This is a genomic window from Streptomyces sp. B21-083 (genome assembly GCF_036898825.1).
Lineage (GTDB): Bacteria > Actinomycetota > Actinomycetes > Streptomycetales > Streptomycetaceae > Streptomyces.
In genome coordinates, this window is the sequence record NZ_JARUND010000001.1 from 2,486,669 (window position 1) to 2,509,416 (window position 22,748).

At 69.6% G+C, this 22,748-nt stretch carries 19 protein-coding genes; 6 read left to right on the forward strand and 13 right to left on the reverse strand.

The genetic code is table 11. From position 1 onward, the window contains the following. Positions 1–61 precede the first annotated feature (61 nt). Entirely contained in the window at positions 62–325 is a 264-nt protein-coding gene (locus tag QA861_RS11215) for a GlsB/YeaQ/YmgE family stress response membrane protein (RefSeq protein ID WP_334588201.1), read from the forward strand. Between the two features lie 81 nt (positions 326–406). Here QA861_RS11215 and QA861_RS11220 read toward each other — a convergent pair whose 3' ends face one another. Then, the gene (locus QA861_RS11220) at positions 407–1,438 is read right to left on the reverse strand and encodes a LysR family transcriptional regulator (protein WP_334588202.1); all 1,032 of its coding nucleotides are present in this window, start codon (positions 1,436–1,438) and stop codon (positions 407–409) included. 83 nt (positions 1,439–1,521) lie between these two features. Here QA861_RS11220 and QA861_RS11225 point away from each other — a divergent pair, with 83 nt between their 5' ends. Further along, positions 1,522–2,283, forward strand: a complete 762-nt coding sequence (locus tag QA861_RS11225) for a sulfite exporter TauE/SafE family protein (protein WP_334588203.1) — start codon at positions 1,522–1,524, stop codon at positions 2,281–2,283. Positions 2,284–2,371: 88 nt separating this feature from the next. Here QA861_RS11225 and QA861_RS11230 read toward each other — a convergent pair whose 3' ends face one another. Then, complete coding sequence (locus QA861_RS11230) at positions 2,372–4,531, reverse strand: RecQ family ATP-dependent DNA helicase (RefSeq protein ID WP_334588204.1); 2,160 nt, start codon at positions 4,529–4,531, stop codon at positions 2,372–2,374. A 490-nt stretch (positions 4,532–5,021) separates the two neighbouring features. Between QA861_RS11230 and QA861_RS11235 the strand changes: the two genes are divergently transcribed. Then, complete coding sequence (locus QA861_RS11235) at positions 5,022–5,663, forward strand: hypothetical protein (RefSeq protein WP_334588205.1); 642 nt, start codon at positions 5,022–5,024, stop codon at positions 5,661–5,663. A gap of 462 nt (positions 5,664–6,125) precedes the next feature. Here the strand turns inward: QA861_RS11235 and QA861_RS11240 are convergent, their stop codons facing one another. From QA861_RS11240 to QA861_RS11250, 3 genes are all read right to left on the reverse strand, one after another. Then, on the reverse strand, positions 6,126–6,812 hold the full coding sequence (locus QA861_RS11240) for a hypothetical protein (RefSeq protein ID WP_334588206.1): 687 nt from the start codon (positions 6,810–6,812) through the stop codon (positions 6,126–6,128). A 68-nt stretch (positions 6,813–6,880) separates the two neighbouring features. Continuing rightward, the gene (gene rnhB / locus QA861_RS11245) at positions 6,881–7,582 is read right to left on the reverse strand and encodes a ribonuclease HII (protein WP_334588207.1); all 702 of its coding nucleotides are present in this window, start codon (positions 7,580–7,582) and stop codon (positions 6,881–6,883) included. A 104-nt stretch (positions 7,583–7,686) separates the two neighbouring features. Then, positions 7,687–8,310 carry a TetR/AcrR family transcriptional regulator gene (locus QA861_RS11250; protein WP_334588208.1) on the reverse strand — a complete coding sequence of 208 codons (624 nt, stop codon included), beginning with the start codon at positions 8,308–8,310 and terminating at the stop codon, positions 7,687–7,689. A gap of 225 nt (positions 8,311–8,535) precedes the next feature. Here QA861_RS11250 and QA861_RS11255 point away from each other — a divergent pair, with 225 nt between their 5' ends. Further along, on the forward strand, positions 8,536–10,092 hold the full coding sequence (locus tag QA861_RS11255) for an MFS transporter (RefSeq protein ID WP_334590513.1): 1,557 nt from the start codon (positions 8,536–8,538) through the stop codon (positions 10,090–10,092). A 301-nt stretch (positions 10,093–10,393) separates the two neighbouring features. Here the strand turns inward: QA861_RS11255 and QA861_RS11260 are convergent, their stop codons facing one another. From QA861_RS11260 to QA861_RS11270, 3 genes are all read right to left on the reverse strand, one after another. Further along, a complete protein-coding gene (locus QA861_RS11260; RefSeq protein WP_334588209.1) occupies positions 10,394–11,299 on the reverse strand; it encodes an ADP-ribosylglycohydrolase family protein in 906 nt (301 codons plus the stop codon). A 12-nt stretch (positions 11,300–11,311) separates the two neighbouring features. Continuing rightward, positions 11,312–11,971: a histidine phosphatase family protein gene (locus QA861_RS11265; protein ID WP_334588210.1), complete on the reverse strand. Its 660-nt coding sequence runs from the start codon at positions 11,969–11,971 to the stop codon at positions 11,312–11,314. A gap of 146 nt (positions 11,972–12,117) precedes the next feature. After that, entirely contained in the window at positions 12,118–12,723 is a 606-nt protein-coding gene (locus tag QA861_RS11270) for a YdbC family protein (RefSeq protein WP_044473835.1), read from the reverse strand. 154 nt (positions 12,724–12,877) lie between these two features. Between QA861_RS11270 and QA861_RS11275 the strand changes: the two genes are divergently transcribed. Beyond that, positions 12,878–13,411 carry a TerD family protein gene (locus QA861_RS11275; RefSeq protein WP_443041472.1) on the forward strand — a complete coding sequence of 178 codons (534 nt, stop codon included), beginning with the start codon at positions 12,878–12,880 and terminating at the stop codon, positions 13,409–13,411. On the opposite strand, the gene QA861_RS11280 is transcribed toward QA861_RS11275, so the two are convergent. The 4 genes from QA861_RS11280 to nrdR all read right to left on the reverse strand — a co-directional run bounded on the left by QA861_RS11280 (position 13,402) and on the right by nrdR (position 19,210). Then, positions 13,402–13,968 carry a DUF2785 domain-containing protein gene (locus QA861_RS11280; protein ID WP_334588211.1) on the reverse strand — a complete coding sequence of 189 codons (567 nt, stop codon included), beginning with the start codon at positions 13,966–13,968 and terminating at the stop codon, positions 13,402–13,404. The two genes, QA861_RS11275 and QA861_RS11280, sit on opposite strands and share 10 nt — an antisense overlap. A 316-nt stretch (positions 13,969–14,284) precedes the next feature. Next, positions 14,285–15,400, reverse strand: a complete 1,116-nt coding sequence (locus QA861_RS11285; RefSeq protein ID WP_334588212.1) for a hypothetical protein — start codon at positions 15,398–15,400, stop codon at positions 14,285–14,287. 196 nt (positions 15,401–15,596) lie between these two features. After that, on the reverse strand, positions 15,597–18,494 hold the full coding sequence (locus tag QA861_RS11290; RefSeq protein WP_334588213.1) for a vitamin B12-dependent ribonucleotide reductase: 2,898 nt from the start codon (positions 18,492–18,494) through the stop codon (positions 15,597–15,599). Between the two features lie 164 nt (positions 18,495–18,658). Then, on the reverse strand, positions 18,659–19,210 hold the full coding sequence (gene nrdR, locus QA861_RS11295) for a transcriptional regulator NrdR (RefSeq protein WP_334588214.1): 552 nt from the start codon (positions 19,208–19,210) through the stop codon (positions 18,659–18,661). A 542-nt stretch (positions 19,211–19,752) separates the two neighbouring features. Here nrdR and lexA point away from each other — a divergent pair. Continuing rightward, a complete protein-coding gene (lexA, locus tag QA861_RS11300; protein WP_334588215.1) occupies positions 19,753–20,532 on the forward strand; it encodes a transcriptional repressor LexA in 780 nt (259 codons plus the stop codon). A gap of 150 nt (positions 20,533–20,682) precedes the next feature. Here lexA and QA861_RS11305 read toward each other — a convergent pair whose 3' ends face one another. Beyond that, complete coding sequence (locus QA861_RS11305) at positions 20,683–22,698, reverse strand: ATP-dependent DNA helicase (protein ID WP_334588216.1); 2,016 nt, start codon at positions 22,696–22,698, stop codon at positions 20,683–20,685. Positions 22,699–22,748 lie beyond the last annotated feature (50 nt).

The following is a 22,748-nucleotide window of genomic DNA, read 5'->3' on the forward strand; positions in this document are numbered from 1 at the left end:
CGTCGCTTCGAACGGGCACTCGCACGTCACCAACGGACAAGGGTGAGGTGGCATACCGAACATGGAGATCTCAGGCGTCATCAGCGCGATCGTCATCGGCATCGTGATCGGTGTCCTGGGCCGGCTCGTCGTACCCGGACGCCAGCGCATCGGCATCCTGTGGACGATCGGGATCGGCATCATCGCCGCGTTCATCGGAACCGGCATCGCCGCCGGCCTCGACGTCGCCGACACCAATGGCGTCGACTGGGTCGAGTGGCTCATACAGATCGCCCTCGCCGCCCTCGGTGTCGCCGCGCTCAGCAAGGTGAAGTTGCGCCACTGACGGGCCGTTGACGGGGCTCACGGCCTCCGGCCGAAACTCGTCAGTGGTGGCGGCCCGGCTGCGGCCGGGCCGCTGCGGCGTTTAGCGCCACCCTCTCGCGACGCCGCAGTCGCAAAGGCCACGAGCACGAGGGTTCGGCCCCGTGAACGGGTCTGCGAGCGGTGTCTGCAGTGTCCGATCCATCTGATCTGTCTGATCTACCTGATCTGTCTGAGAAGACGGTTCGGACAGCGCCGCTCGGCGCAGATGTTCGGCGAGCGCGGCAGTGGCCGTCGGCGGCGCTCCGGGCTTGACGCCCCAGGCCAGCAGATGGTGACGGCAGGCCCAGGGTTCCCGTAGCTCGCACACGTCGAGTGGCTGGTGGCGGTCGATGGCACGACGCGGCACCACGGCGAGCCCGACACCGGCGGCGACAAGGGTGACCAGGACGTCGAGATCGGCGACGGTCGTGCGGTACCGCACCGCCGGAGCATGCGGACCGAGGTGCTTCTCGATCCAGCGGCGCAGCGAGGAGTCGGCGTCGAGCCCGACGAGAGGGTGCTCCGCGACCTCGCCGTAGGTCAGTGCGGCCCGCCCGGCGAGGATCCCTCCGGGCTGGCCGATCACTACCAGGGAGTCGTCACCGAGCGGCTCCAGGGGCAGACCGCAGTCGCGGGCCTCGTCGTCGAGAACGACCCCGAGATCCGCCTCGCCGGCGGCGAGCATCCGCACGGTCCGCGGGGTGCGGCTCTCGGCCACCTCGACGTCGACGCCCGGGTGCGCACGGAGGAACGAGACAAGGGCCCGGGGCACGAGCCCGTGCATCGCGGAGCCACCGCCCAGCAGGATCAGCGGTGCGGTCGGAGACCGCGTGTAACTCGCGACGGCGCTTTCCAGCCGAGCGGTCTGAGCCAGCACGTCGCGTGCGTGGCGGGCGAGGGTCGTTCCCGCCGGTGTGGGCCGCACGCCCCGTCTGCCGCGAAGCAGCAGCGGCACGCCGACGGTCCGCTCCAGCGAGCGCACCCTGGCGCTGGCCGACGGCAGGCTCAGGTTCATGCGGTGAGCGCCTGCCGTGATAGACCCCTCCGCCATGATGTGGACAAAGAGCCGTAGGTCGTCCAGGTCGTAACGCACCGCCTGAGCCTAAGTGCTGGCCTAAGGCTGGGTCCGGCGATTACGCATTGTGGAACCCGTGCCGCGGAGCTGATGCTCGGCGTGTGTCCGAGATACTCCTTGTCGTGCTGGCCGGTGCCGCCGCCGGAGCGTTGAACGCCATCGGCGGCGGGGGCACGTTTGTGGCGCTGCCCGTTCTCGTGGCGCTCGGTCTGTCACCCGTGACGGCGAACGCGTTGTCGCGGGTGGCCCTCGTACCCGGGGCCTTGGCCGGTGTCTGGGTGTACCGACGCGAACTCGCCCCGGTCGGGGCGGCGTCCACGAAGTCTCTGACAGCGGTCAGTGTGATCGGGGGTGGAGTCGGCGGCAGCCTGCTACTGGCCCTGCCGGCGTCGTCGTTCGACGCCGCGGCACCGTGGCTGCTCGCCTTCGCCACGGTGATCCTCGCCTTCGGACCCCGGCTGTCCCGAACGTTGAACGCCACGCTGGGCCGCTCGGTCGGCATGAATTCCCGCGCCGTCCTGATCAGCCAGTTCGTCCTCGCCGTGTACGGCGGTTACTTCGGCGGCGCCGTAGGCATCATGATGCTGGCCCTCTGGAGCATCGGCCTCGGGCTCGACACCACGGTGAGCAACCCGATGCGGATCGCACAACTCGCCGCCATCTATCTCAGCGCGACCGTGTTGTTCCTCGTCGCGTCGGACACACTGAGCGAGCCGCTCGTCCTCACCGGCATGCTGGTCGGTGCGGTGGCCGGAGGCTTCGCCGGCGCCCACCTGGCCCGCCGTCTCCCCGCCCGGCTGCTGCGGAGCGTCATTCTGACCACCGCGGTACTCATGACCGCCCTGTACTTCCTGCGCGGCTGACCGCACGGCGATCATCGCACCCGCGAGCCCCAGTGATCAGCTCTTGGCGTCGAAGCCGACGCCGAGGATCCGACGGACGGCAACCCGCTCACCCCGCCACGGCAAGGGTGAGGGGAAGCACCTGGTCGGCTCCTGTCTGGCGCAGGAGGCGGGCGCCCACGGCCAGGGTCCAGCCGGAGTCGGTGTAGTCGTCGACGAGCAGGACCGGCCCGGGGGTGCCCGCCAGGGCTGCCGCGAGTTCGTCGGGCACGGTGAACGAGGCGGCCAGTGCGCGCAGCCGCTGGGCGGAGTTGCTGCGGTGCGCCGCGTACTCGCCGGCCTGCGGGGTGTACGCGAGGCTGCCCAGCAGTGGCAGCCTGCCGACCCGGGCCAGGCCCCCGGCCAGGGAGGAGACCAGCTGCGGGCGGGTGCGGGAGGGCATGGCGACGATCCCCACCGGCCGTGCCATCGCGTCCGGGCCGCCGCCGGCCCAGCCGCCCGGCGACCGGGCCCAGTCCGCCACCACCGTCACGACGGCGGCCAGCACGTCGTCAGGCACCGGCCCGTCCACAGCCTGTTCCGACAGCAGCGGACGCAGCCGGTTGCCCCAGCCGATGTCCGACAGCCTGCCCAGCGCCCGCCCGGTGGCCGCCTGCCGCCCCACGGGGATACGGCCCTTGAGATCGACCCCGACCGCCGCCATTCCCGAGGGCCACATCCGGCGCGGCTCGACCTCGACCCCGGGACGGTCCAGTTCACCCGCCGCACCCGCGAGAGCGCCGGAGGACACGGACGGGTCGAGCCAGGGCCCGGCGCACGTGTCGCAGCGACCGCACGGGACCGCCTTCTCGTCATCGAGCTGCCGCTGCAGGAACTCCATCCGGCACCCCGAGGTAGCCACGTAGTCCCGCATGGCCTGCTGCTCGGCGGCCCGCTGTTTGGCGACCCAGGCATAACGCTCGGTGTCGTACGCCCACGGCTGCCCTGTCGCGGTCCAGCCCCCCTTGACGCGCTTGACCGCCCCGTCCACGTCAAGGACCTTCAGCATCGTCTCCAGGCGCGAACGCCGAAGATCCACCAGCGGTTCCAGTGCCGGCAGCGACAGGGGACGCCCCGCGTCCTCCAGAACCGCCAGCGTGCGCCGGACCTGTTCCTCGGGAGGGAAGCCCACCGAGGCGAAGTACGCCCAGATCGCCTCGTCCTCGCGCCCCGGCAACAGCAGCACATCCGCATGATCCACGCCACGCCCCGCGCGCCCCACCTGCTGGTAGTAGGCGATCGGGGACGAGGGCGATCCCAGGTGCACAACGAACCCCAGGTCCGGCTTGTCGAAGCCCATCCCGAGCGCCGATGTCGCCACCAGCGCCTTCACCCGGTTGGCCAGCAGGTCCTCCTCCGCCTGCAACCGGTCGGCGTTCTCCGTTTTCCCCGTGTACGAGGCCACCGGGTACCCACGCTGTCGCAGGAACGCCGCGACCTCCTCGGCCGCCGCCACCGTGAGCGTGTAGATGATCCCCGAGCCCGGCAGATCCCCCAGCCGCTCGCCCAGCCACGCCAGCCGATGCGCCGCGTCCGGCAGCTCCAGCACGCCCAGCCGCAGGCTCTCCCGGTCCAGCGGCCCCCGCAGGACCAGAGCGTCGCCGCCCCCGGTGCCCAGCTGCTCGGCCACATCCGCTGTCACCCGCGCGTTCGCGGTCGCCGTCGTGGCCAGCACCGGCACCCCCGCCGGCAGCTCGGCCAGCATCGTGCGCAACCGGCGGTAGTCGGGGCGGAAATCGTGTCCCCAATCGGAGATGCAGTGCGCCTCGTCGACCACCAGCAGACCGGTCGTGGCCGCCAGTCTGGGCAGGACCTGATCGCGGAAATCCACGGAGTTGAGGCGTTCCGGGCTGACCAGGAGGACATCGGTCTCTCCGCGCTCGACCTCCCCGTAGATGGTCTCCCACTCCTCCGGGTTGGCCGAGTTGATCGTGCGCGCCCGGATGCCGGCCCGTGCCGCCGCGTCGACCTGGTTGCGCATCAACGCCAGCAACGGCGAGATGATCACCGTCGGACCGGCGCCACGCCGTCGCAACAGAGCGGTCGCGACGAAGTACACCGCCGACTTGCCCCAGCCGGTGCGCTGCACGACCAGGGCGCGCCGACGCTCCTCCACCAGGGCGGCCACCGCCTGCCACTGGTCCTCCCGCAACCGCGCCGAACCCTCCGGGGCACCGACCAGCTCAGCGAGGACGGCGTCGGCTTCGGCACGCAGCTCCTGGATACTCATGCCCCCATGCAACCCCACAGCACTGACATCGGCCCAATTCTCCGGCCGTGACGAAGCAGGCACGGCCCTTCCACCCCGTCCCCGCCGCTTCTTCTCCTCCTTTCGGACGACTTCGCTGTGACCGGGTGGACCCTCGCAGTGACGGCCCGGATGCTCCGCCGGACCGCCCGCACACGGCAGTCGCCACTGGTCCGCGCCCCGCCTGGTCCATGACGGGGACGTGAACCAGGCCGAACAAGCGGGCCAACGCCCCGTTCCCCGCCACCCCAGCCATCTACAAATGACACACCTGGCAGGGATATAATCCACAGATCACCAGAAGCCGGTCGGTGGCCCCATTTGCTCGTTGCCGCAACCCAGTTCGACAGCAAGAATTGAAGTCCGCTCCCCGCACGGCATGTCCGTGGTCCGGCAGGGCTCCGCCGCGGTGTGCGCTCCCCCAAGTCCGATCTCCCGCCCGCAGTGTGGGCGCGTAGCCGAAGGGAGGACCGTGACCTTCGGATTCGCTCCGTCCCCCGCGGCATCCATGTCGACGTCTGCCGACCTGTCCGCCGCTTCCACCAACTCAGCAGCCCGCATGCTCGAACCCGCGGAGTGGGCCGCAGCCGGGATTCCCCTGCTGCGCAATCCCCGCGAGGTCGTCAGCGGACTGCACGCGCGGCACCGTCCCGGGCCCGCGACCGCGATCGTGGCCGTCCTCGATCCGGACGAGCGGCTGCGGGCGAGTGCCTCGTTCACCCGCCGCTCGGCACCGGCAGACGGCTGGATGTTCCGTAACTCGCTGCTCGCGCAGCTGCGCCGGGTCATCCCTCACGACCTGCGTCGGCGCACTCCGGTGCGCACCGCCGTCCTGCTCTACTGCCGTGAGGGCGACGCCCGTTGGACGGAGGAGGACGGCGCGTGGATGTGGGGTCTGCGTGATGCCTGCACCCTGCACGGGCTGCGCTGCGGCGCGTACATCACGCTGACCCGCGACGGCTGGCAGGTGCTCGGCGAGGGCCGCGGCGGGCGGCGCCCCAACGCGGACTCGCCACCGGAGCCGTTCGCCCTGTCCGAGGCACCGCCGCCGCTGCCGATGCCCCGCACCGGAGGCGCCGCCTCGGACATCCTGCGCCGCGCGGCAGCCCGCTGACACCGGCGCGCGGCGGCCGACACGCCTCGCCTCCCTCGGCGGTTCGGCGGTCGGCCACCCCGTGCGGCTGCGTCAGTCGGCCAGGGGTGCCGTCCACGTCGTAGCCAGACAGTCACCGCGGACAACGGCGTCCGCCGGTACGACGTACGGCAGCGAGCTAACCCGCGCGCGGGCAGCACATGACCCGCCCGCACCGCAGCCGACGCGCAACAAAAAAAGGGGGCACGCGCGCGTGCCCCCGTCGCCCCGCGACTCTCCCGGACGTGGGTTTCCGGTCGCCCTGCGCATGACATGCCAAGGCGCCGCACGGCAGCCGACGTGTTCCCGGCGCTTCCGCGTCGGGGCACGCCGGGTCGCCCGCCGTACGGTCACCGCTTCAGGGCCCTCCGTCAGCCGGTCCGGTGTCGCTGGACCGGCTGACCCGGGTGGTTCCCGAAGCTGCTCGGGCGAACCGGAACCGGCTCAGACCCCCGCGCCCAGCACCGAGTTGATCTGCTGCGGGTCGCCACAGCAGATCAGCAGGGCACCGGCACGGCCGAGGGCCAGGGGAAGAGCCGCCGCGACCGTCGTGTCGGCGCCGCCGTTGACGGCGACGACGACCACGGGACGGGAGGCGGCACGGCTCAGAGCGGCGGCGTCGGCGTAGAAGACGTCGTCGCCCGCGTCGTGCTGCGCCCAGTACGGGCCCTCGCCGAAGGACAGCTCGTGCGCGGCCCACGGGTGCGGATCGCCGGTGGTGATCACCAGCACCTCACCAGGGGCCCGACCCGACTCCAGGAGCAGGTCGACGGCTTCCTCGGCAGCGTCCAGCGCGCCCTCGGCCGAGGCCGGGACCAGCTGGATCTTCGGGGTCGCCGGGGCCTCGGAGGCGGGCGCGGAGGGGATGGAAGGGACAGGGGCGGCCGGAGCCGCGGACGGCCCGGGCTTGACCGCGCCGGCGGTCGAAGCCACGGCCGCGGGCGCGTCGTGCGGTGCACGCTGGGCCGGCGCGGTGGGCCGGAAGGGACCCGGACGGCCGGGACGCGGCGATGCCGCGGGGCGCGGGCCGGGTACGGGACGGGGGGTCGGCGCGCTGTGGCCACTGGCCGGAGCGACGCGGGGACCCTGGGCACTCTCGTGAATCTGAGGCTCCTCGGGAATGAGAGGCATGACTTGATATTTATCAAACACCGGTGCGACTCGCGTCGGCGGGTGGCACATGGGTGCGAACAGAGACGTCAGAAGTCGAAGCCGAGCTGGCCCTCGATCTCCGGAGCGTTCCCGTTCGCCCAACTGCGGGCCTTCTTGAGGTGCCGCCACTGGGGCAGCGCATCAAGATACGCCCACGACAGCCGGTGGTACGGGGTGGGGCCCCGCTCCTCCAGCGCGGCCCTGTGCACGGGCGACGGATACCCGGCATTGGCCGCAAAATTGAAGTCTGCATGGTCGACACCTAGTTCGGCCATCATTTTGTCGCGCTGGACCTTGGCGATCACGGACGCGGCCGCGACCGCCACACACGACTGGTCACCCTTGATCACCGTACGGACCTGCCACGGCGACCCCAGGTAGTCGTGCTTCCCATCGAGGATGACCGCATCCGGACGGACCGGCAAGGCCTCCAGGGCTCGCTCCGCGGCGAGCCGCAGAGCAGCCGTCATCCCCAGGTCGTCGATCTCCTCGTGGGAGGCGTGCCCCAACGCGTACGACGTGACCCATTCCCGCAGTACGTCCGCGAGTTGGGTGCGCCGTTTGACCGCGATGAGCTTGGAATCGGTGAGTCCCTCGGGGGGCCGCCGGAGACCGGTGACCGCCGCGCAGACGGTGACAGGACCGGCCCACGCGCCCCGCCCGACCTCGTCGACGCCGGCAATGACCTTCGCTCCGGTCGTGGCGCGCAGGGAGCGCTCGACGGTGTGGGTGGGTGCTTCGTACGGCATGGCGGTCTTAGCCTACGCCGCCCGGAAGGCCACGCGACACCCGGCTCCCCCAGGTGACTTGAGGGTCGCTGCGGAGCACGCCCGGACGGTCTTGGGAGGGGACTTCAGGCACGGCCCGCCCGCAGCAGCGGAACCATCAACTGGTCGATCATCTCCTCGATGTCCCGCGCCTCCCATTCGCTCGCGCACACCTTCGTGCGGTACATCATCATCGCCGGAATGGCGTCGAAGACATAGCCGTTGGCAGCGTCGGCGCGGGTCTCCCCCCGCTCGATCCCACGGTCGATGATCTCCCGGAGAAGTCTCGCCGAGGGCTCGACGAGCCCCCGGAAGATCACGCTCTGAAAGCGCTCCGCCTGCGGGCTGTCGCATTCGTGAATCACCGAGCGCAACGCGAATCCGGGACGCGAGAACATGGCCTCCCGCACCTGTCGGCACAGTTCGAGAAGGTCGTCCCGCACGCTCCCGAGGTCGGGCGCCCGGTCGAAGCTAGGGAGCCCGGCCTGCAGCGCGTCCGCGACAAGGTCCTCCTTGGACGGCCAGCGCCGGTAGACCGCGGCCTTGCCGGTCTGGGCGCCGGCGGCGACGCCCTCCATCGTGAGCCCGTTCCAGCCGACCGTACTGAGCTGATCCAGTGCGGCATCGAGGATCGCGCGTTCGAGCACGGCGCCGCGCCGACGGGGGGAGGCGGCCTGGGTGGGGGCGGCCGTCCAGCGCGAGGTAACCATCTGAGCGTCTCCAGCGGGCAGGGGGGAGCGGGGGGTGCAAGTATTTATAAGGATTGTCGGCATTGAGGGATCGCCGACGAGGTGAATCGCCGAGATTACCCGGGCAACCGGGACACGACACGGCGGCGGCTTCAGTGAACGCTTGCGTTCACTGTCGGGGACTCACTACCGTTCGACGCGACAGTGAACGTGGGCGTTCACTATTGCTCCTATGGGGGACCCATGGTGACTACCTCTTCGTTGATGAAAGACCAGAAACCAGGTGCGGCCCGCCGGGAGGGGCATCCCGGCATAGCGCTCGCCGTCATCGCGGCCTGCCAACTCATGGTGGTACTTGACGCGACGATTGTGAACATCGCGCTGCCGCACATTCAAGGCGCTCTCAAGTTCAGCACCACCGACCTCACCTGGGTGGTCAGCGCCTACACGCTCACCTTCGGCGGTCTGCTGCTGCTCGGCGGGCGGGCCGGTGACATCCTGGGCCGCCGCCGGGTCTTCATGACCGGCATCCTGCTGTTCATCGCCGCCTCCCTCCTGGGCGGACTCGCCCAGGAGCCCTGGCAGTTGCTGGCCGCGCGGGCCCTGCAAGGCGTGGGCGGCGCGATCGCCTCGCCCACCGCGCTGGCGCTCATCACCACCACGTTCGCCGAAGGCCCGGAGCGCAACCGGGCGTTCGGCGTCTTCGCCGCCGTCTCGGCCGGCGGCGGCGCCGTCGGCCTGCTCGCCGGCGGCATGCTCACGGAGTGGCTCAACTGGCGCTGGGTGCTCTTCGTCAACGTACCGATCGGCATTCTGATCGCCATGCTCACGCCGATGTACATCGGCGAGTCCGAACGCCATCCGGGCCGCTTCGACGTCGTGGGCGCCCTGACCTCGACGCTGGGCATGGCGTCCCTCGTGTACGGGTTCATCCGCGCCGCGGAGAAGGGCTGGCGGGACAGCCTGACCCTGGCGTCCTTCGCCACGGCGGTGGTCCTGCTGGCCGCCTTCGTCTTCGTGGAGATGCGCGCCAAGGAGCCGATCACCCCGCTGAAAATGTTCGCCGACCGCAACCGCTCGGGCACATACGTGATCATGCTGAGCCTGGCCGCGGCGATGTTCGGCATGTTCTTCTTCATCGTCCTCTTCGTGCAGAACGTCCTGCTGTACACGCCGATCGAGGCGGGCCTCGCCTTCCTTCCGGTGACCTTCGCGATCGCCACGGGCGCGGGGCTTTCGCAGCGGTTCCTGCCGGTCCTGGGGCCCAAACCGTTCATGCTGGCCGGCTCGACACTGGCCACACTCGGCCTCGCCTGGCAGGCCTTCATCACCCCCGACAGCTCGTACGTCGGCGGCGTGCTCGGCCCGATGCTGGTGTTCGGCTTCGGTATGGGCCTGAACTTCGTGACGCTGACCCTGACGGCCGTCTCCGGGGTCGCCGCGCACGAGGCGGGCGCCGCCTCCGGGCTGCTCAACGTCACGCAGCAGGTGGGCGGTTCGCTCGGCCTCTCCATCCTGACGACGGTGTTCGGCTCGGCCAGCCGCGACGAGGCGCGGAAACAGGTGTCCAAGTTCCTCGCCGAGGCGACGCCGGGGCAGAAGGCGGAGTTCGCCAGGAGCGGTCAGCTCCCCGCTCCCTGGAGCCACGAGGTACTCGCCCACGGCATCTCCACGGCGTTCATCCCCGCCGCCGCGATGGCCGCCCTGGCTCTCGCCACCGCCTGGTTCGTGATCCGCGTCCGCAAGAGCGACCTGGACGCCCTCGCGGGCACGGCGGGCACCGCGGGCCCGGCCGGCGGCTGATCCCCCGGCAGCGGGCCGGCAGGAGCCGCCGCCGGGGCTGCGGCCGACAACGCCGGCGGTACGTCGCTACGGGAACCTGAGCGACGTACCGCCGCCTTACGGAAGCTCGCGGGACGACATCCGGCGCCACCCCCGCACGAGGTCAGCGGTAGGCCGGTGAGACTTACGACGACCGCGGGCCCGCCCGAGGATGCGCGCGCTCGGCGTCAGGTGCCTGACACCACTCCCCCGGCCACCTGAATCGACGGCGAGCACTGCGACACGGCGCCCGCTCGGCACCCACCGAGGCCCCTCACCCGCCCTACGCCCCTGAGGGCATCCACACCGGCAGCGTTTCCGTGCGCTCCAGCCACGCCGCCGGCGGGGCCCCCGCCTTCCCCGCGGCGAGTACGCCGCCCACGATGGCGCAGTTCGTGTCCACGTCGCCGCCCACCTGGGCCGTCGCCCAGAAGGCTTCCTCGTAGTCGCCGAGGGCGCGCGCGGCGGACCAGAGCGCGAACGGGACGGTGTCGTGCGCCGACGTACGCCTTCCACAGCCCAGGACGGCCGCGACCGTGCCCGCGTCGGCGTAGTCCAGCATGTCCCGGGCGCGCCGCAGCCCTGCGGAGACGGCGCTCCTCGGGACGAGCGCGATCACCCCGTCGAGGAGGGCACCGGGACTCGGCGGGCCGCCATCGGCGGCCACCAGGGCGGCGGCAGCGGCGACGGCCATGGCTCCCACGACGGCCTCGCGGTGCTGGTGCGTGGGATAGGCCGAGATCTCCGCCTGGTGGGTCGCCTGCTCCGGGTCGTCCGCGTACCAGGCACCCAGCGGCGCGATGCGCATGGCCGCGCCGTTGCCCCAGGAGCCCTGGCCGTTGAACAGGGCGGACGCCAGCTCCCGCCAGTCGCCGCCCTCCCGGACCAGCCGCAGGAGCCGGTTCACCGCGGGACCGTACCCGCGGTCGAAGTCGTGGTGCTCCGCGAAGGAGTGGGCCAGGGCGTCCTGGTCGACGCGGTGGTGGACGGCCAGCACGGCCACCACGGAGCACGCCATCTCCGTGTCGTCCGTCCACTGCCAGGGACCGGTCGGCAGCTCACGGACCTTGAGCAGCGGGTGGTTCACGGGCACGAAGAACTGCGACCCGAGCGCATCCCCCACCGCGAGCCCGCGCAGGCTGGTCAGGGCGCGCTCCAGGCGCTCGTGAGAAGAGGAATCAACGGTCATCGCCCCGCCACTCTATCCGGTGACTCCATACGATTCCGGATCACGCCAACGCTCGAACGGCCGGTCAAGGGTGTACCTGCCGTCACTGCCGAGAACGAGCATCCGCATCTCCGCGTTCCCCGGATTCGACAGCGATTCGAACTCCGCGACCGTCCAGTGGAACCAGCGCATACAAAACAGCCGCATGGCCAGCCCATGGGTCACCAGCAGCACGTTGGGCGGATGGTCGGGGGCCTCGAAGCTGCGGTAGAGGCTCTCCAGGAAGCCGCCGACCCTGTCGTACACGTCGGCCCCGGACTCCCCCTGGGCGAAGCGGTAGAAAAAGTGCCCGTACGCGTCCCGGTACGCCTTCTGCAGCTGTACGTCGTCCCGGTCCTGCCAGTTGCCCCAGTCCTGCTCACGCAGCCGGGGCTCCTCGCGTACGCGTATGTGGGCGGGGTTCAGACTGAATGCGCGCAGGGTTTCATGCGTCCGCCGGTAGGGGGAGACGTAGACACTCACCTGCTCCTGCCCGAACACCTCGCGCAGCCGCTTGCCGGTCTCCTCCGCCTGTCGCCAGCCGCGTTCCGTGAGCGCGAGGGCATGATCCGGTTCGCGCTCGTAGACGGTGTCATCGGCATTGCCCATTGACTCGCCGTGCCGGACAAGGACGATGCGCCGTGGTCTTACCATGCCAAAACCCTAGATCGGGTCGGCGCCGAGCGGGCACTCAGGCGCCCTCTGTACGGCGTATGTCACACATGTCGTGCGCGTTGGAGCACACCGGGTCCGGAATGCGGAGTCCGGAACACAGGGTCGGGAGCACGGAGTCCTGACCATCAGACTATCCAGCTGGGTTCCAGTTCGACGATGTCTCCGGCGAGAGCCGCGACGTCCGCCTCCAGCTGCGCCCGCAGCGCCAGCCGCTCCACCCGCTCGGCCCGGTACTTGCCGTGCTCGGCGGCCGAGCGCCACATCGACAGGATCAGGAACTCGTGCCCCGGCGCCTCGCCGAACAGCCCTCGCACCATGCCGGGCGAACCCGCCATCGCGGGGTTCCAGACCTTCTCCTGCATCAGCGCGAAGTGCTCGGCGCGCTCCTCGTGGACACGGCAGTGCGCCACCCGCACCAGGTCGGAGTCCGTGAAACGCGGCTCGAAGCCGGTCTTCACGTCGAAACGGTGGTCGAAGAGCTTGACCTGCTGATCCTTGAAGGTGCCCGACTGCGCGGTGGCGAGCCGGTCGTGGGACCGGGCCATGAAGGAGTCGTAGAAGGCGCGGCTCTCCCAGAAGGCGAAGACGTGCGCCACGCCGGGACGCCCCCGACTCCAGCCTCCGCCCTGCCCCCGGAATCCCGGCTCCCCCAGAAGTCCCGCCCACTTTCGCTGCCCCCGTTCGAAACCGCGGCGGTCCACCACGGTGCAGCGAATCCACTTGACCAGCACGGCGCCATCGTAAGGCCCCACGGCGTGGCGCCGGTCACGCTCTGGCGGAGTACGACCGCGCGAGCGCCCCCGCGCGCGTGGCACGATGGACAACCAGCTGTGAGGTACCGGCAGTTGGCGCGACAGCACAACGGCGAACGGGGAAGGGAAGTCTGTGAAGGCCCTCAACAAGGGGATCCGCAAGGCCGAAGTCTCACTGAAGTGGGATCCGAGTCCGGCCGGGCAGCCGCCCACCGATCTCGACATCGTCGCAGCGACCTACCCGGCGGCCGATCCGTACGGCGATCCCGCCTATGTGGTGCACTTCGACAGCCGCTCCCCGGACGGCACGATCACGCTCAACCGGGACAGCAAGGACGGCAAGGGCTTCGGCTGGGACGAGGTCATGACACTGGAGTTCGACCGACTGGGCGCCCAGTACGCGCGCGTTGTGGTCGGCGTCATCATCCAACAACGCTCCACGCACCGGACATTCGTCAACGTCCTCAGTCCCGGCCTGCGCATCCGTGAGGGCTACACCGTGCTGGCCGAGGACGACTTCGGCGGCGTCCTCGGGTCCACGGCGGCCACCGTCGCGGAGTTCGTCCGCGACGAGGCCGGGTCGTGGGACTTCCACTCCGGCGTTCAGGGCTTCGAGGACGACCCCGACACGTTCACCATGACGATGGGCCACACACGTCAGACCTGATCCCTCCCCGAAGGGGAGGGCAGGTAGGGGGCGACGATCGCGAGGGTGGCGGCCAGGGCGTCGAGTACGGCCTCCCTTTGGGTGACCGTGCCCGGCGGACCGTCCCCTCCGGGCGCGAGCAGTCCGCGGTCCACCAGCAGGTAGAGCATGCGCAGGGTGCGCATGATGTTGGAGACCCAGGGAGGAACCGGCCCCTGCTCCGCCGTCCGGAACGCGCCGAGAAGGCGTCCAGCCAGCCCATCGACCCGGCGACGGCGAGACCGGGCAGGCACAGGAGCTGCGCCGGCGCACGAGCGATCCGGTCGTCCTCCTGTGCGTCGAAGAAACCTGCCGGTGTCGGCCAGCAGCTCGGCTCCGTGCGCGGCGGTACGCACCCAGCCGAGCCCGGAGTCGTACCCGCGCAGATCACTCTCGCCGGGACACCAGCGGGCGAACGCCTCCCCCCACTCCTGCCGCCAGTCCCCCGCGTCCACGAGCCGGGCCAGGACCAGGGGAGCGAACGCCCGCGCCTGAATGCCGGATCGTCGAACAGCCCGGCCGTACGGTCCCCGAGCCATCGCCGCTCCGCCGCGTCGAGGCCGGGTATCCAGCGGACAGCCGTGCCGTACGCGCCCTCGTCGCGCGCCACCGGATCCGGGGAACGGAGATCCGCGACCAGCGCCCCGAGAGCCGCGGTTCGGGCGGACCCCGAGACTTCACGGATGTCACCGTCGGGTCGCCGCAACGTGTCGTCCATGGACGGAGGTTACGTACCCCACGACACGACGAAGGAGGAGCGCCGGCACCTGGCCGACACCCCTCCTCCGTCACTCACTCACCGGTCAGGGACCGTCCGTCGCGGTACTGGCGGAGAGCACTTATTCCTGACGTGCGCTATTCCTCGGCACCTGGCTCTCGATCGGGGAACGCACGCAGCCTCAGCTGTGGCGCCCTGTGGTCGGCGAGCCACCGCATCCGGTTGTCATCCGCGGCGATCCCGGCACGTGCGGCCTGGGTCCACTCCTCGCGGTCGAGCACCTGGAGGTAGGTCGCCCGGAGGGCTTCCTGTTGTGCCGCGGTGCACCCCGCAGCCTCGGAAGGCTCCGTAGTCAGGTGCTGAGTGAGCACCGCGATCGTGAAGTAGCGCTCCATGGTCGGGCTGAGCAAACCAACATGGCGAGCATGAGCTTCCAGGACCACTCTCGAATGGGGGTAATGAGCGAGGGTGAGTCCCATCCCCCCGCAGTCGCTCATGAGATGGAGTAGCCGACCAATGTGGTCGACCATCTCGCTGTCAGTGTCGAGCTCTGCAAGCGCCTCATGGAGTCTGGCAACTGTGGCAACCTTGCCGGCGAAGTATCCGTTGAGGAAGTCGCCGTCACAGGCCCTGCGCAGCAGCCATCGTCGGGCAGCTGGGTCGTCGAGTCTGCAGAGAGCTTCAACGACATAGACGCGTCCCCAGCCGGTGACTCGCTCGGCGAGCCAGAGCAGGGCTTCGACTCCTCCTGTCTGCCGCTCGAAGGCGTGCGCCGCCAGCGGCCCGAAGCGGTCGGAGAGCAGTCCAATCGTCTGAATCAGTGGGATGTCGTCACCTGTTCCCACAACTGCGAGCAGGGCAAGCCCGACGGTGACTGAACAGCGATCGGTGCCATAGCGGACCAGCCAGCGGCCCGTTTGACGAACACGTTCTGTGTCCACCCGCGCAGCCGCGGCAGCGATGTGCTCGTTGTGATGAATCGGGATGTAGACGTCGTGGAAGTCGTCGGCCAGTTCGCTGGGCAGGGCAGAGGCCCTCGCGAAATGCGTGTCCAGAATGAGGGCAATATCCTTGCCGGCCAAGTGCCGGTCTTTGGGTGCCTTCGGGCCTCGGCGACGGTGCAACGCGTCGTCAGGAAAGGGGTACCCGTCGCGCGGAAGCGGCTCATCCGGAACCAGTTGATGCAGCCGCAGCGCGTGATCGAACAGCGTTGTCGGTGATCCGGGCAGTCCTGTCCCGGTCGTCCCGCTCATGGGCGGACGGAGGACTCGATTCTCTTGATCATGGCCCGGAGCATGCCACGAGAGCAATCGCCGCGACAAGCCCTCGACACACTGGCGCGTTGCGTCAAACACAACAGCCAGGCGTCACGCTCGTCGAAGGCGGCGGAGCCGCGAGATCGACTCCACCGCCCTGACCAGCTACTTCATACCCTGAAGGCGCTCGGTGTCAGCTGCAACCGCTGGTCGACCCGCATCCCTCGCAGATGTAGCAGGACCCGGCCCGCTGCATCTTCGTACCGCAGGAGAAGCACAGCGGGGCGTCCGCCTGGATGCCCAGCTGCATCTCGACCAGTTCGGCGCTGGTGTGGACCTGCTGCAGCGCGGGCTCCGGCACCTCCGCGGCGACGGCCTTCGGCGTCGCGACGGCCTTCAGTTCCTGGGTGCGGGGCGCCGACTGGGCCAGACCCTCGATGTCGACCTCTTCATCGGTCGGCTCGTACGAGCCCGTCTCCAGGTGACGCTGGCGCTCGTCGGCGGAGTGGATGCCGAGGGCGGAACGCGTCTCGAAGGGGAGGAAGTCCAGCGCCAGGCGGCGGAAGATGTAGTCGACGATCGACTGGGCCATCCGGACATCGGGGTCGTCCGTCATCCCGGCCGGCTCGAAGCGCATGTTCGTGAACTTCGAGACGTACGTCTCCAGCGGCACGCCGTACTGCAGACCCACCGAGATGGCGATCGAGAAGGCGTCCATCATGCCCGCGAGGGTGGAACCCTGCTTGGACATCTTCAGGAAGACCTCACCGAGACCGTCGTCCGGGTAGGAGTTGGCGGTCATGTAGCCCTCGGCGCCGCCGACCGTGAAGGACGTGGTGATGCCGGGGCGACCCTTCGGGAGGCGCTTGCGGACCGGGCGGTACTCGACGACCTTCTCGACGGCCTCACGGATCGTCGCCTCGGTCTTCGCGGTCACCGCGGTCTTCTCGTCCGCCTTCTTCTTGACGGAGAGCGGCTGGCCGACCTTGCAGTTGTCGCGGTAGATCGCGAGCGCCTTGACGCCCATCTTCCAGGCCTCGAAGTAGATCTCCTCGACCTCCTCGACGGTCGCCGTCTCCGGCATGTTGACCGTCTTGGACAGGGCGCCGGAGATCCAGGGCTGGATCGCGGCCATCATCCGGACGTGACCCATCGCGGAGATGGTCCGCTCGCCCATGGCGCAGTCGAACACCTCGTAGTGCTCGTGCTTGAGACCGGGGGCGTCGATCACATGGCCGTGCTCGGCGATGTGGGCGACGATCGCCTCGATCTGCTCCTCCTGGTAACCCAGGCGGCGCAGGGCCTGCGGGACCGTGCCGTTGACGATCTGCATCGAGCCGCCGCCGACGAGCTTCTTGAACTTGACCAGCGCGAGGTCGGGCTCAAGACCCGTGGTGTCGCAGGACATCGCGAGACCGATGGTGCCGGTCGGGGCGATGACGGACGCCTGCGCGTTACGGAAGCCGTTCTTCTCACCGATGCGGACGACGTCCTGCCAGGCCTCCGTGGCGGCGGCCCAGATCGGGGTGTCCAGGTCGTCGATGCGGACGGCCTTGTCGTTCTCGTCGGCGTGCTGCTTCATGACCCGCAGATGCGGCTGCGCGTTACGGGCGTAGCCGTCGTACGGGCCGACGACCGCGGCGAGTTCGGCGGAGCGGCGGTACGACGTGCCGGTCATCAGGGAGCTGATGGCGCCGGCCAGGGCACGGCCGCCCTCGGAGTCGTACGCGTGTCCGGTCGCCATCAGCAGGGCGCCGAGGTTGGCGTAGCCGATGCCGAGCTGACGGAACGCGCGTGTGTTCTCGCCGATCTTCTGCGTGGGGAAGTCGGCGAAGCAGATGGAGATGTCCATCGCGGTGATGACGAGCTCGACGACCTTCGCGAAGCGGTCGATCTCGAAGGACTGGCGGCCCTTGCCGTCGTCCTTGAGGAACTTCATCAGGTTCAGCGAGGCGAGGTTGCAGGACGTGTTGTCCAGGTGCATGTACTCGCTGCACGGGTTCGAGCCGTTGATGCGGCCGGACTCCGGGCACGTGTGCCAGCGGTTGATCGTGTCGTCGTACTGGATGCCCGGGTCGGCGCAGGCCCAGGCCGCCACCGCCATCTTGCGGAAGAGCGTCTTGGCGTCGACCTCCTCGATGACCTCGCCGGTCATCCGGGAGGTGAGCCCGAACTTGCCACCCGCCTCGACCGCCTTCATGAACGTGTCGTTCACACGGACCGAGTTGTTGGCGTTCTGGTACTGGACGGACGTGATGTCGTCGCCGCCCAGGTCCATGTCGAAGCCCGCGTCGCGCAGGGCGCGGATCTTCTCCTCCTCCTTCACCTTGGTCTCGATGAAGTCCTCGATGTCGGGGTGGTCGACATCGAGGATGACCATCTTGGCCGCGCGGCGGGTGGCGCCGCCCGACTTGATCGTTCCTGCCGACGCGTCCGCGCCGCGCATGAAGGAGACCGGGCCGGAGGCGTTTCCGCCGGAGGAGAGCAGTTCCTTGGAGGAGCGGATCCGGGAGAGGTTCAGGCCGGCGCCGGAGCCGCCCTTGAAGATCATGCCCTCTTCCTTGTACCAGTCGAGGATCGACTCCATGGAGTCGTCGACGGACAGGATGAAGCAGGCCGAGACCTGCTGGGGCTGCGGGGTCCCGACGTTGAACCAGACGGGGCTGTTGAAGCTGAAGATCTGGTGCAGGAGGGCGTACGCCAGCTCGTGCTCGAAGATCTCCGCGTCGGCCGGGGAAGCGAAGTACTTGTAGTCCTCACCGGCCTTCGTGTACGTCTTCACGATGCGGTCGATGAGCTGCTTGAGGCTCACTTCGCGCTGCGGGGTGCCGACAGCACCGCGGAAGTACTTGCTGGTGACGATGTTGACCGCGTTCACCGACCAGAAGTCGGGGAACTCGACGCCACGCTGCTCGAAGTTGATCGAGCCGTCGCGCCAGTTGGTCATGACGACGTCACGGCTCGCCCACTCGACCTCGTCGTACGGGTGCACGCCGGGGGTGGTGTGGATCCGCTCGATGCGCAGGCCCTTGGCCACCTTCGTCCCCTTTGCGCGGGAACTCCGTGCCGGACCGCTCGCCGTCTCTGTCATGCCGCCTCCCTGTATCGGGCAAAACGCCCAGAAGTGTCACGTTGTTCCCATGACACGGTGTGTTTCTTGCGCTGCGGACAGCAGTCGATGCTGTCCGCGGCAGGTCTTCGGATCGCCGCCCCCGGGGCCAAGTCCGGACGTATCGTCCGGATCCGGCCCGCCGGTCAGTCGGCGGCGTTGGCGGGCACGGGGACCTGAGCAGTCCCCCCGGACCCGCGATGGTCTTCCTGGCGCCCCACGTCCGGGTCTTCGTCGTCCACGGCGGGGCCGCGCGGCGCTTCCCTGAGCTCCGCGATGGCGGCCTCGAAGTCGTCCAGCGAGTCGAACGCCCGGTAGACGGACGCGAATCGCAGGTAGGCGACGAGGTCGAGTTCCCGCAACGGGCCGAGCATGGCCAGCCCCACGTCATGGGTGGTCAGCTCGGCGCTTCCGGTGGCCCGCACCGCTTCCTCGACCCGCTGGCCGAGTTGGGCGAGCGCGTCCTCGGTGACCGGCCGCCCCTGGCATGCCTTGCGCACACCGTTGATGACCTTCGTCCGACTGAACGGCTCGGTGACTCCGGACCGCTTGACCACCATGAGCGAGCACGTCTCGACGGTCGTGAACCGGCGGGAGCAGTCAGGGCATTGGCGGCGCCTGCGGATGGACGTGCCGTCGTCGGTCGTACGACTGTCGACGACACGGCTGTCGGGGTGCCTGCAGAAGGGGCAGTGCATGTTCTCCAACCCTCCATCACAGCAGACTCAATAGCCCCGTAAAGGCTCTTGAGCCCCTCGAAGCAGCCCCCAGCATAGGTGATGCCCGAGGGGTTGAAGACCCGGGGGACCACAACTTCTGGGCCACTGCCGCAATCCAACCACTAGATGTGGGGATTGGCCCGTACATCCACCGCGTACGCGCGTGTCGCACCAGTATTGGCGGGTGCGGTACGGCCACGCCGTCGCGGCAGGCCCGATCCGGCACAGCCGTACCGCTCGGGAACATGCGGAGATACGGTGAGGACCGCGCGCGGCGGGGGGCGATTCCCGGTTGACGGGGATCCAGGTGGCAGACTTGGGCACCGGCCCACGAGGCCGCCGCCCGGCGGTGAAGGGTACAACAGGGAGCCCTTTCGCCCGCCCGGCACGACGTGAGCCATACACCCAAACATCTGATCGCGGCAGACCATCCGCAATTTTTCACTCGAACGTGTGTTTGGCGCAACCTTTCGAAAGCAACTACCGTTGCACTGCACGGGAGACCATCGAGAGGGGCCGACGTGACCACCACCGCTGACAGTGCCACCATCACTGCCCAGGACCGTTCCCAGAGCCGACTCGAGCCGGTGCATGCGATGAACGAAGCCACGAATCCTGAGGGGCCCAAGCGGTCCCTCCCTGGACGACCTCCAGGAATCCGAGCCGACAGCTCGGGCCTCACAGACCGGCAACGGCGCGTGATCGAGGTCATCAGGGACTCCGTGCAACGACGCGGTTACCCGCCGTCGATGCGCGAGATCGGGCAGGCAGTCGGCCTTTCCAGCACCTCATCGGTCGCACACCAGCTCATGGCTCTGGAGCGCAAGGGATTCCTGCGCCGCGATCCGCATCGCCCGCGCGCCTATGAAGTACGGGGTTCCGACCAAGGGGCTTCCGTGCAGCCCACGGACACCACGGGCAAGCCCGCCGCGTCGTACGTGCCCCTTGTGGGCCGTATCGCCGCCGGCGGTCCCATCCTCGCCGAGGAATCGGTCGAGGACGTGTTCCCCCTCCCCCGCCAACTGGTGGGTGACGGAGAGCTCTTCGTGCTGAAGGTCGTCGGTGACTCGATGATCGAGGCCGCGATCTGCGACGGCGACTGGGTCACGGTGCGCCGTCAACCGGTCGCCGAGAACGGCGACGTCGTGGCAGCGATGCTGGACGGCGAAGCCACCGTCAAGCGCTTCAAGCGCGAGGACGGCCATGTCTGGCTCCTCCCGCACAACTCCGCGTACCAGCCGATCCCCGGTGACGAGGCGACGATCCTCGGCAAGGTGGTGGCGGTTCTCCGCCGCCTGTGAGAGAGGCTGGAGGCCGGGGTCGTACAAGACCCCGCCCCCTGACCGGGCCCCGGAACCCCTGCGCCGGTTCCGGGGCCCTGTGTTGTCCGGGTATCCAGGTGCGTCACTGTGCCGGCCCCCGACCGAAGTCGGTGGCCGGCACAGTGGTGTCTACGCCTCCTCCGCCTGCACGTCCTCTTCCACGGCCGGCTCGGTGGTCTCCGCCTGCTGTGCGACCGCGTCGATCGCGGCCAGCGAGCGCCGGACCACGTTGCGGTCGGTGGTGTACCAGAAGTCCGGCAGGGACGCCTTCAGGTAGCTCCCGTACCGCGCCGTGGCGAGACGCTGGTCCAGCACGGCGACCACACCACGGTCCCCCGTCGCCCGTACGAGGCGGCCGGCGCCCTGGGCCATGAGCAGGGCCGCGTGAGTGGCGGCGACGGCCATGAAGCCGTTGCCCCCGGCGTCCTCGACGGCCTTCTGGCGGGCGCTCATCAGCGGGTCGTCCGGGCGCGGGAACGGGATCTTGTCCATGACGACGAGCTGGCAGCTGGCGCCCGGTACGTCGACGCCCTGCCAGAGCGACAGCGTGCCGAACAGACAGGTCCGCGGATCGGCCGCGAAGTTCTTGATCAGCTCGCCGAGCGTCTCCTCGCCCTGCAGGAGGATCGGGAACTCCGGGATACGCGAACGCAGTTCCTCGGCGGCGAGCTGGGCCGCCCGCATCGAGGAGAACAGACCGAGCGTGCGCCCGCCCGCCGCCTGGATCAGCTCCGTGAGCTCGTCGAGCATGTCACCGCGGTCGCCGTCGCGCGCGGGGCGCGACAGGTGCTTGGCGACGTACAGGATGCCCTGCTTCGGATAGTCGAACGGCGAGCCGACGTCGACGCCCTTCCATTGGGGGAGATCGTCGCCCGCCGTGCCCTCCGGGGCGAGGCCCAGGGAGGCGCCGACGCCGTTGAAGTCGCCGCCCAGCTTCAGCGTCGCCGAGGTCAGGACCACGGATCGGTCCGTGAAGAGCTTCTCCCTGAGGAGGCCCGAAACCGACATCGGGGCGACACGCAGGGAGGCGCCGAAGCGGTCGTGCCGCTCGTACCAGACGACGTCCCACTCGGAGCCGTTCGCGATCCGCTCCGCGACGTCATGGACGCTTTCCACCGAGGCCAGCGCCTGTTTGCGGACCGCGTCCTCGTCCTGGACCGACTTGTCACGGGTCGCGCCGATGCCGGAGATCACCGTGCGGGCGGCGTCCCTCAGTGCCATCAGCGCGTACCCGAGGTCTTCCGGGACTTCCTCCAGGCGGCCCGGCAGGGCCAGCTCCATCACCCGCTCGAAGCCCTCCGCCGCGGTCTGGAGCTGGTCGGCGGCCTTCTCGTTGACGAGCTTCGCCGCCCGGCGCACGGCACGGTTGACCTGGCCGGGAGTGAGCTCCCCGGTGGCCACTCCGGTGACCCGTGAGACCAGTTCGTGCGCCTCGTCGACGATCAGCACCTCGTGCGGCGGGAGGACGGGCGCGCCCTCGATGGCGTCGATCGCGAGCAGCGCGTGGTTCGTGACGATCACCTCCGCGAGCTTCGCCCGCTCGCGGGCCATCTCGGCGAAGCACTCGGCTCCGTACGCGCACTTCGAGGCGCCCAGGCACTCTCGGGAGGAGACGGAGACCTGCGCCCAGGCCCGGTCGGAGACGCCGGGGGTGAGGCCGTCACGGTCGCCGGTCTCGGTCTCGTCGGACCATTCGCGCAGGCGCAGCAGGTCCTGGCCCAGCTTGCTGGTGGGTGCCGCGGCCTCGAACTGGTCGAAGAGCCCCTCGTCCTCGTCCTGCGGTACGCCCTCGTGGAGGCGGTGCAGGCACAGATAGTTCGATCTGCCTTTGAGCATCGCGAACTCGGGGCGGCGGCGCAGCACAGGGTGCAGGGCGTCGACCGTGCGGGGCAGGTCGCGCTCCACCAGCTGTCGCTGCAGCGCGAGGGTCGCGGTCGCGACGACGACCCGCTCGCCGTGCGCGAGCGCGGGTACGAGGTAGCCGAGCGACTTTCCGGTGCCGGTGCCTGCCTGGACCAGCAGATGGGAACCGTCGTCGATCGCCTCCGCGACGGCTTCGGCCATGGTCACCTGGCCGGGGCGCTCCGTACCGCCGACAGCGGTGACGGCAGCATGCAGGAGTTCGGGGAGTGAGGGCTTCGTCATAGCGCGACCACCCTACGGGGCGGCACTGACAATCGGGTGATCAAGGCGGG

Excerpts from the sequence above, each read along its gene's own strand:
- QA861_RS11215 (WP_334588201.1), top strand. The coding sequence starts at position 62 with ATGGAGATCTCAGGCGTCATCAGCGCGATCGTCATCGGCATCGTGATC.
- QA861_RS11230 (WP_334588204.1), bottom strand. The coding sequence starts at position 4,531 with ATGAGTATCCAGGAGCTGCGTGCCGAAGCCGACGCCGTCCTCGCTGAG.
- QA861_RS11240 (WP_334588206.1), bottom strand. The coding sequence starts at position 6,812 with ATGCCTCTCATTCCCGAGGAGCCTCAGATTCACGAGAGTGCCCAGGGT.
- rnhB (WP_334588207.1), bottom strand. The coding sequence starts at position 7,582 with ATGCCGTACGAAGCACCCACCCACACCGTCGAGCGCTCCCTGCGCGCC.
- QA861_RS11250 (WP_334588208.1), bottom strand. The coding sequence starts at position 8,310 with ATGGTTACCTCGCGCTGGACGGCCGCCCCCACCCAGGCCGCCTCCCCC.
- QA861_RS11260 (WP_334588209.1), bottom strand. The coding sequence starts at position 11,299 with ATGACCGTTGATTCCTCTTCTCACGAGCGCCTGGAGCGCGCCCTGACC.
- QA861_RS11265 (WP_334588210.1), bottom strand. The coding sequence starts at position 11,971 with ATGGTAAGACCACGGCGCATCGTCCTTGTCCGGCACGGCGAGTCAATG.
- QA861_RS11280 (WP_334588211.1), bottom strand. The coding sequence starts at position 13,968 with ATGGCTCGGGGACCGTACGGCCGGGCTGTTCGACGATCCGGCATTCAG.
- QA861_RS11285 (WP_334588212.1), bottom strand. The coding sequence starts at position 15,400 with ATGAGCGGGACGACCGGGACAGGACTGCCCGGATCACCGACAACGCTG.
- QA861_RS11290 (WP_334588213.1), bottom strand. The coding sequence starts at position 18,494 with ATGACAGAGACGGCGAGCGGTCCGGCACGGAGTTCCCGCGCAAAGGGG.
- nrdR (WP_334588214.1), bottom strand. The coding sequence starts at position 19,210 with ATGCACTGCCCCTTCTGCAGGCACCCCGACAGCCGTGTCGTCGACAGT.
- QA861_RS11305 (WP_334588216.1), bottom strand. The coding sequence starts at position 22,698 with ATGACGAAGCCCTCACTCCCCGAACTCCTGCATGCTGCCGTCACCGCT.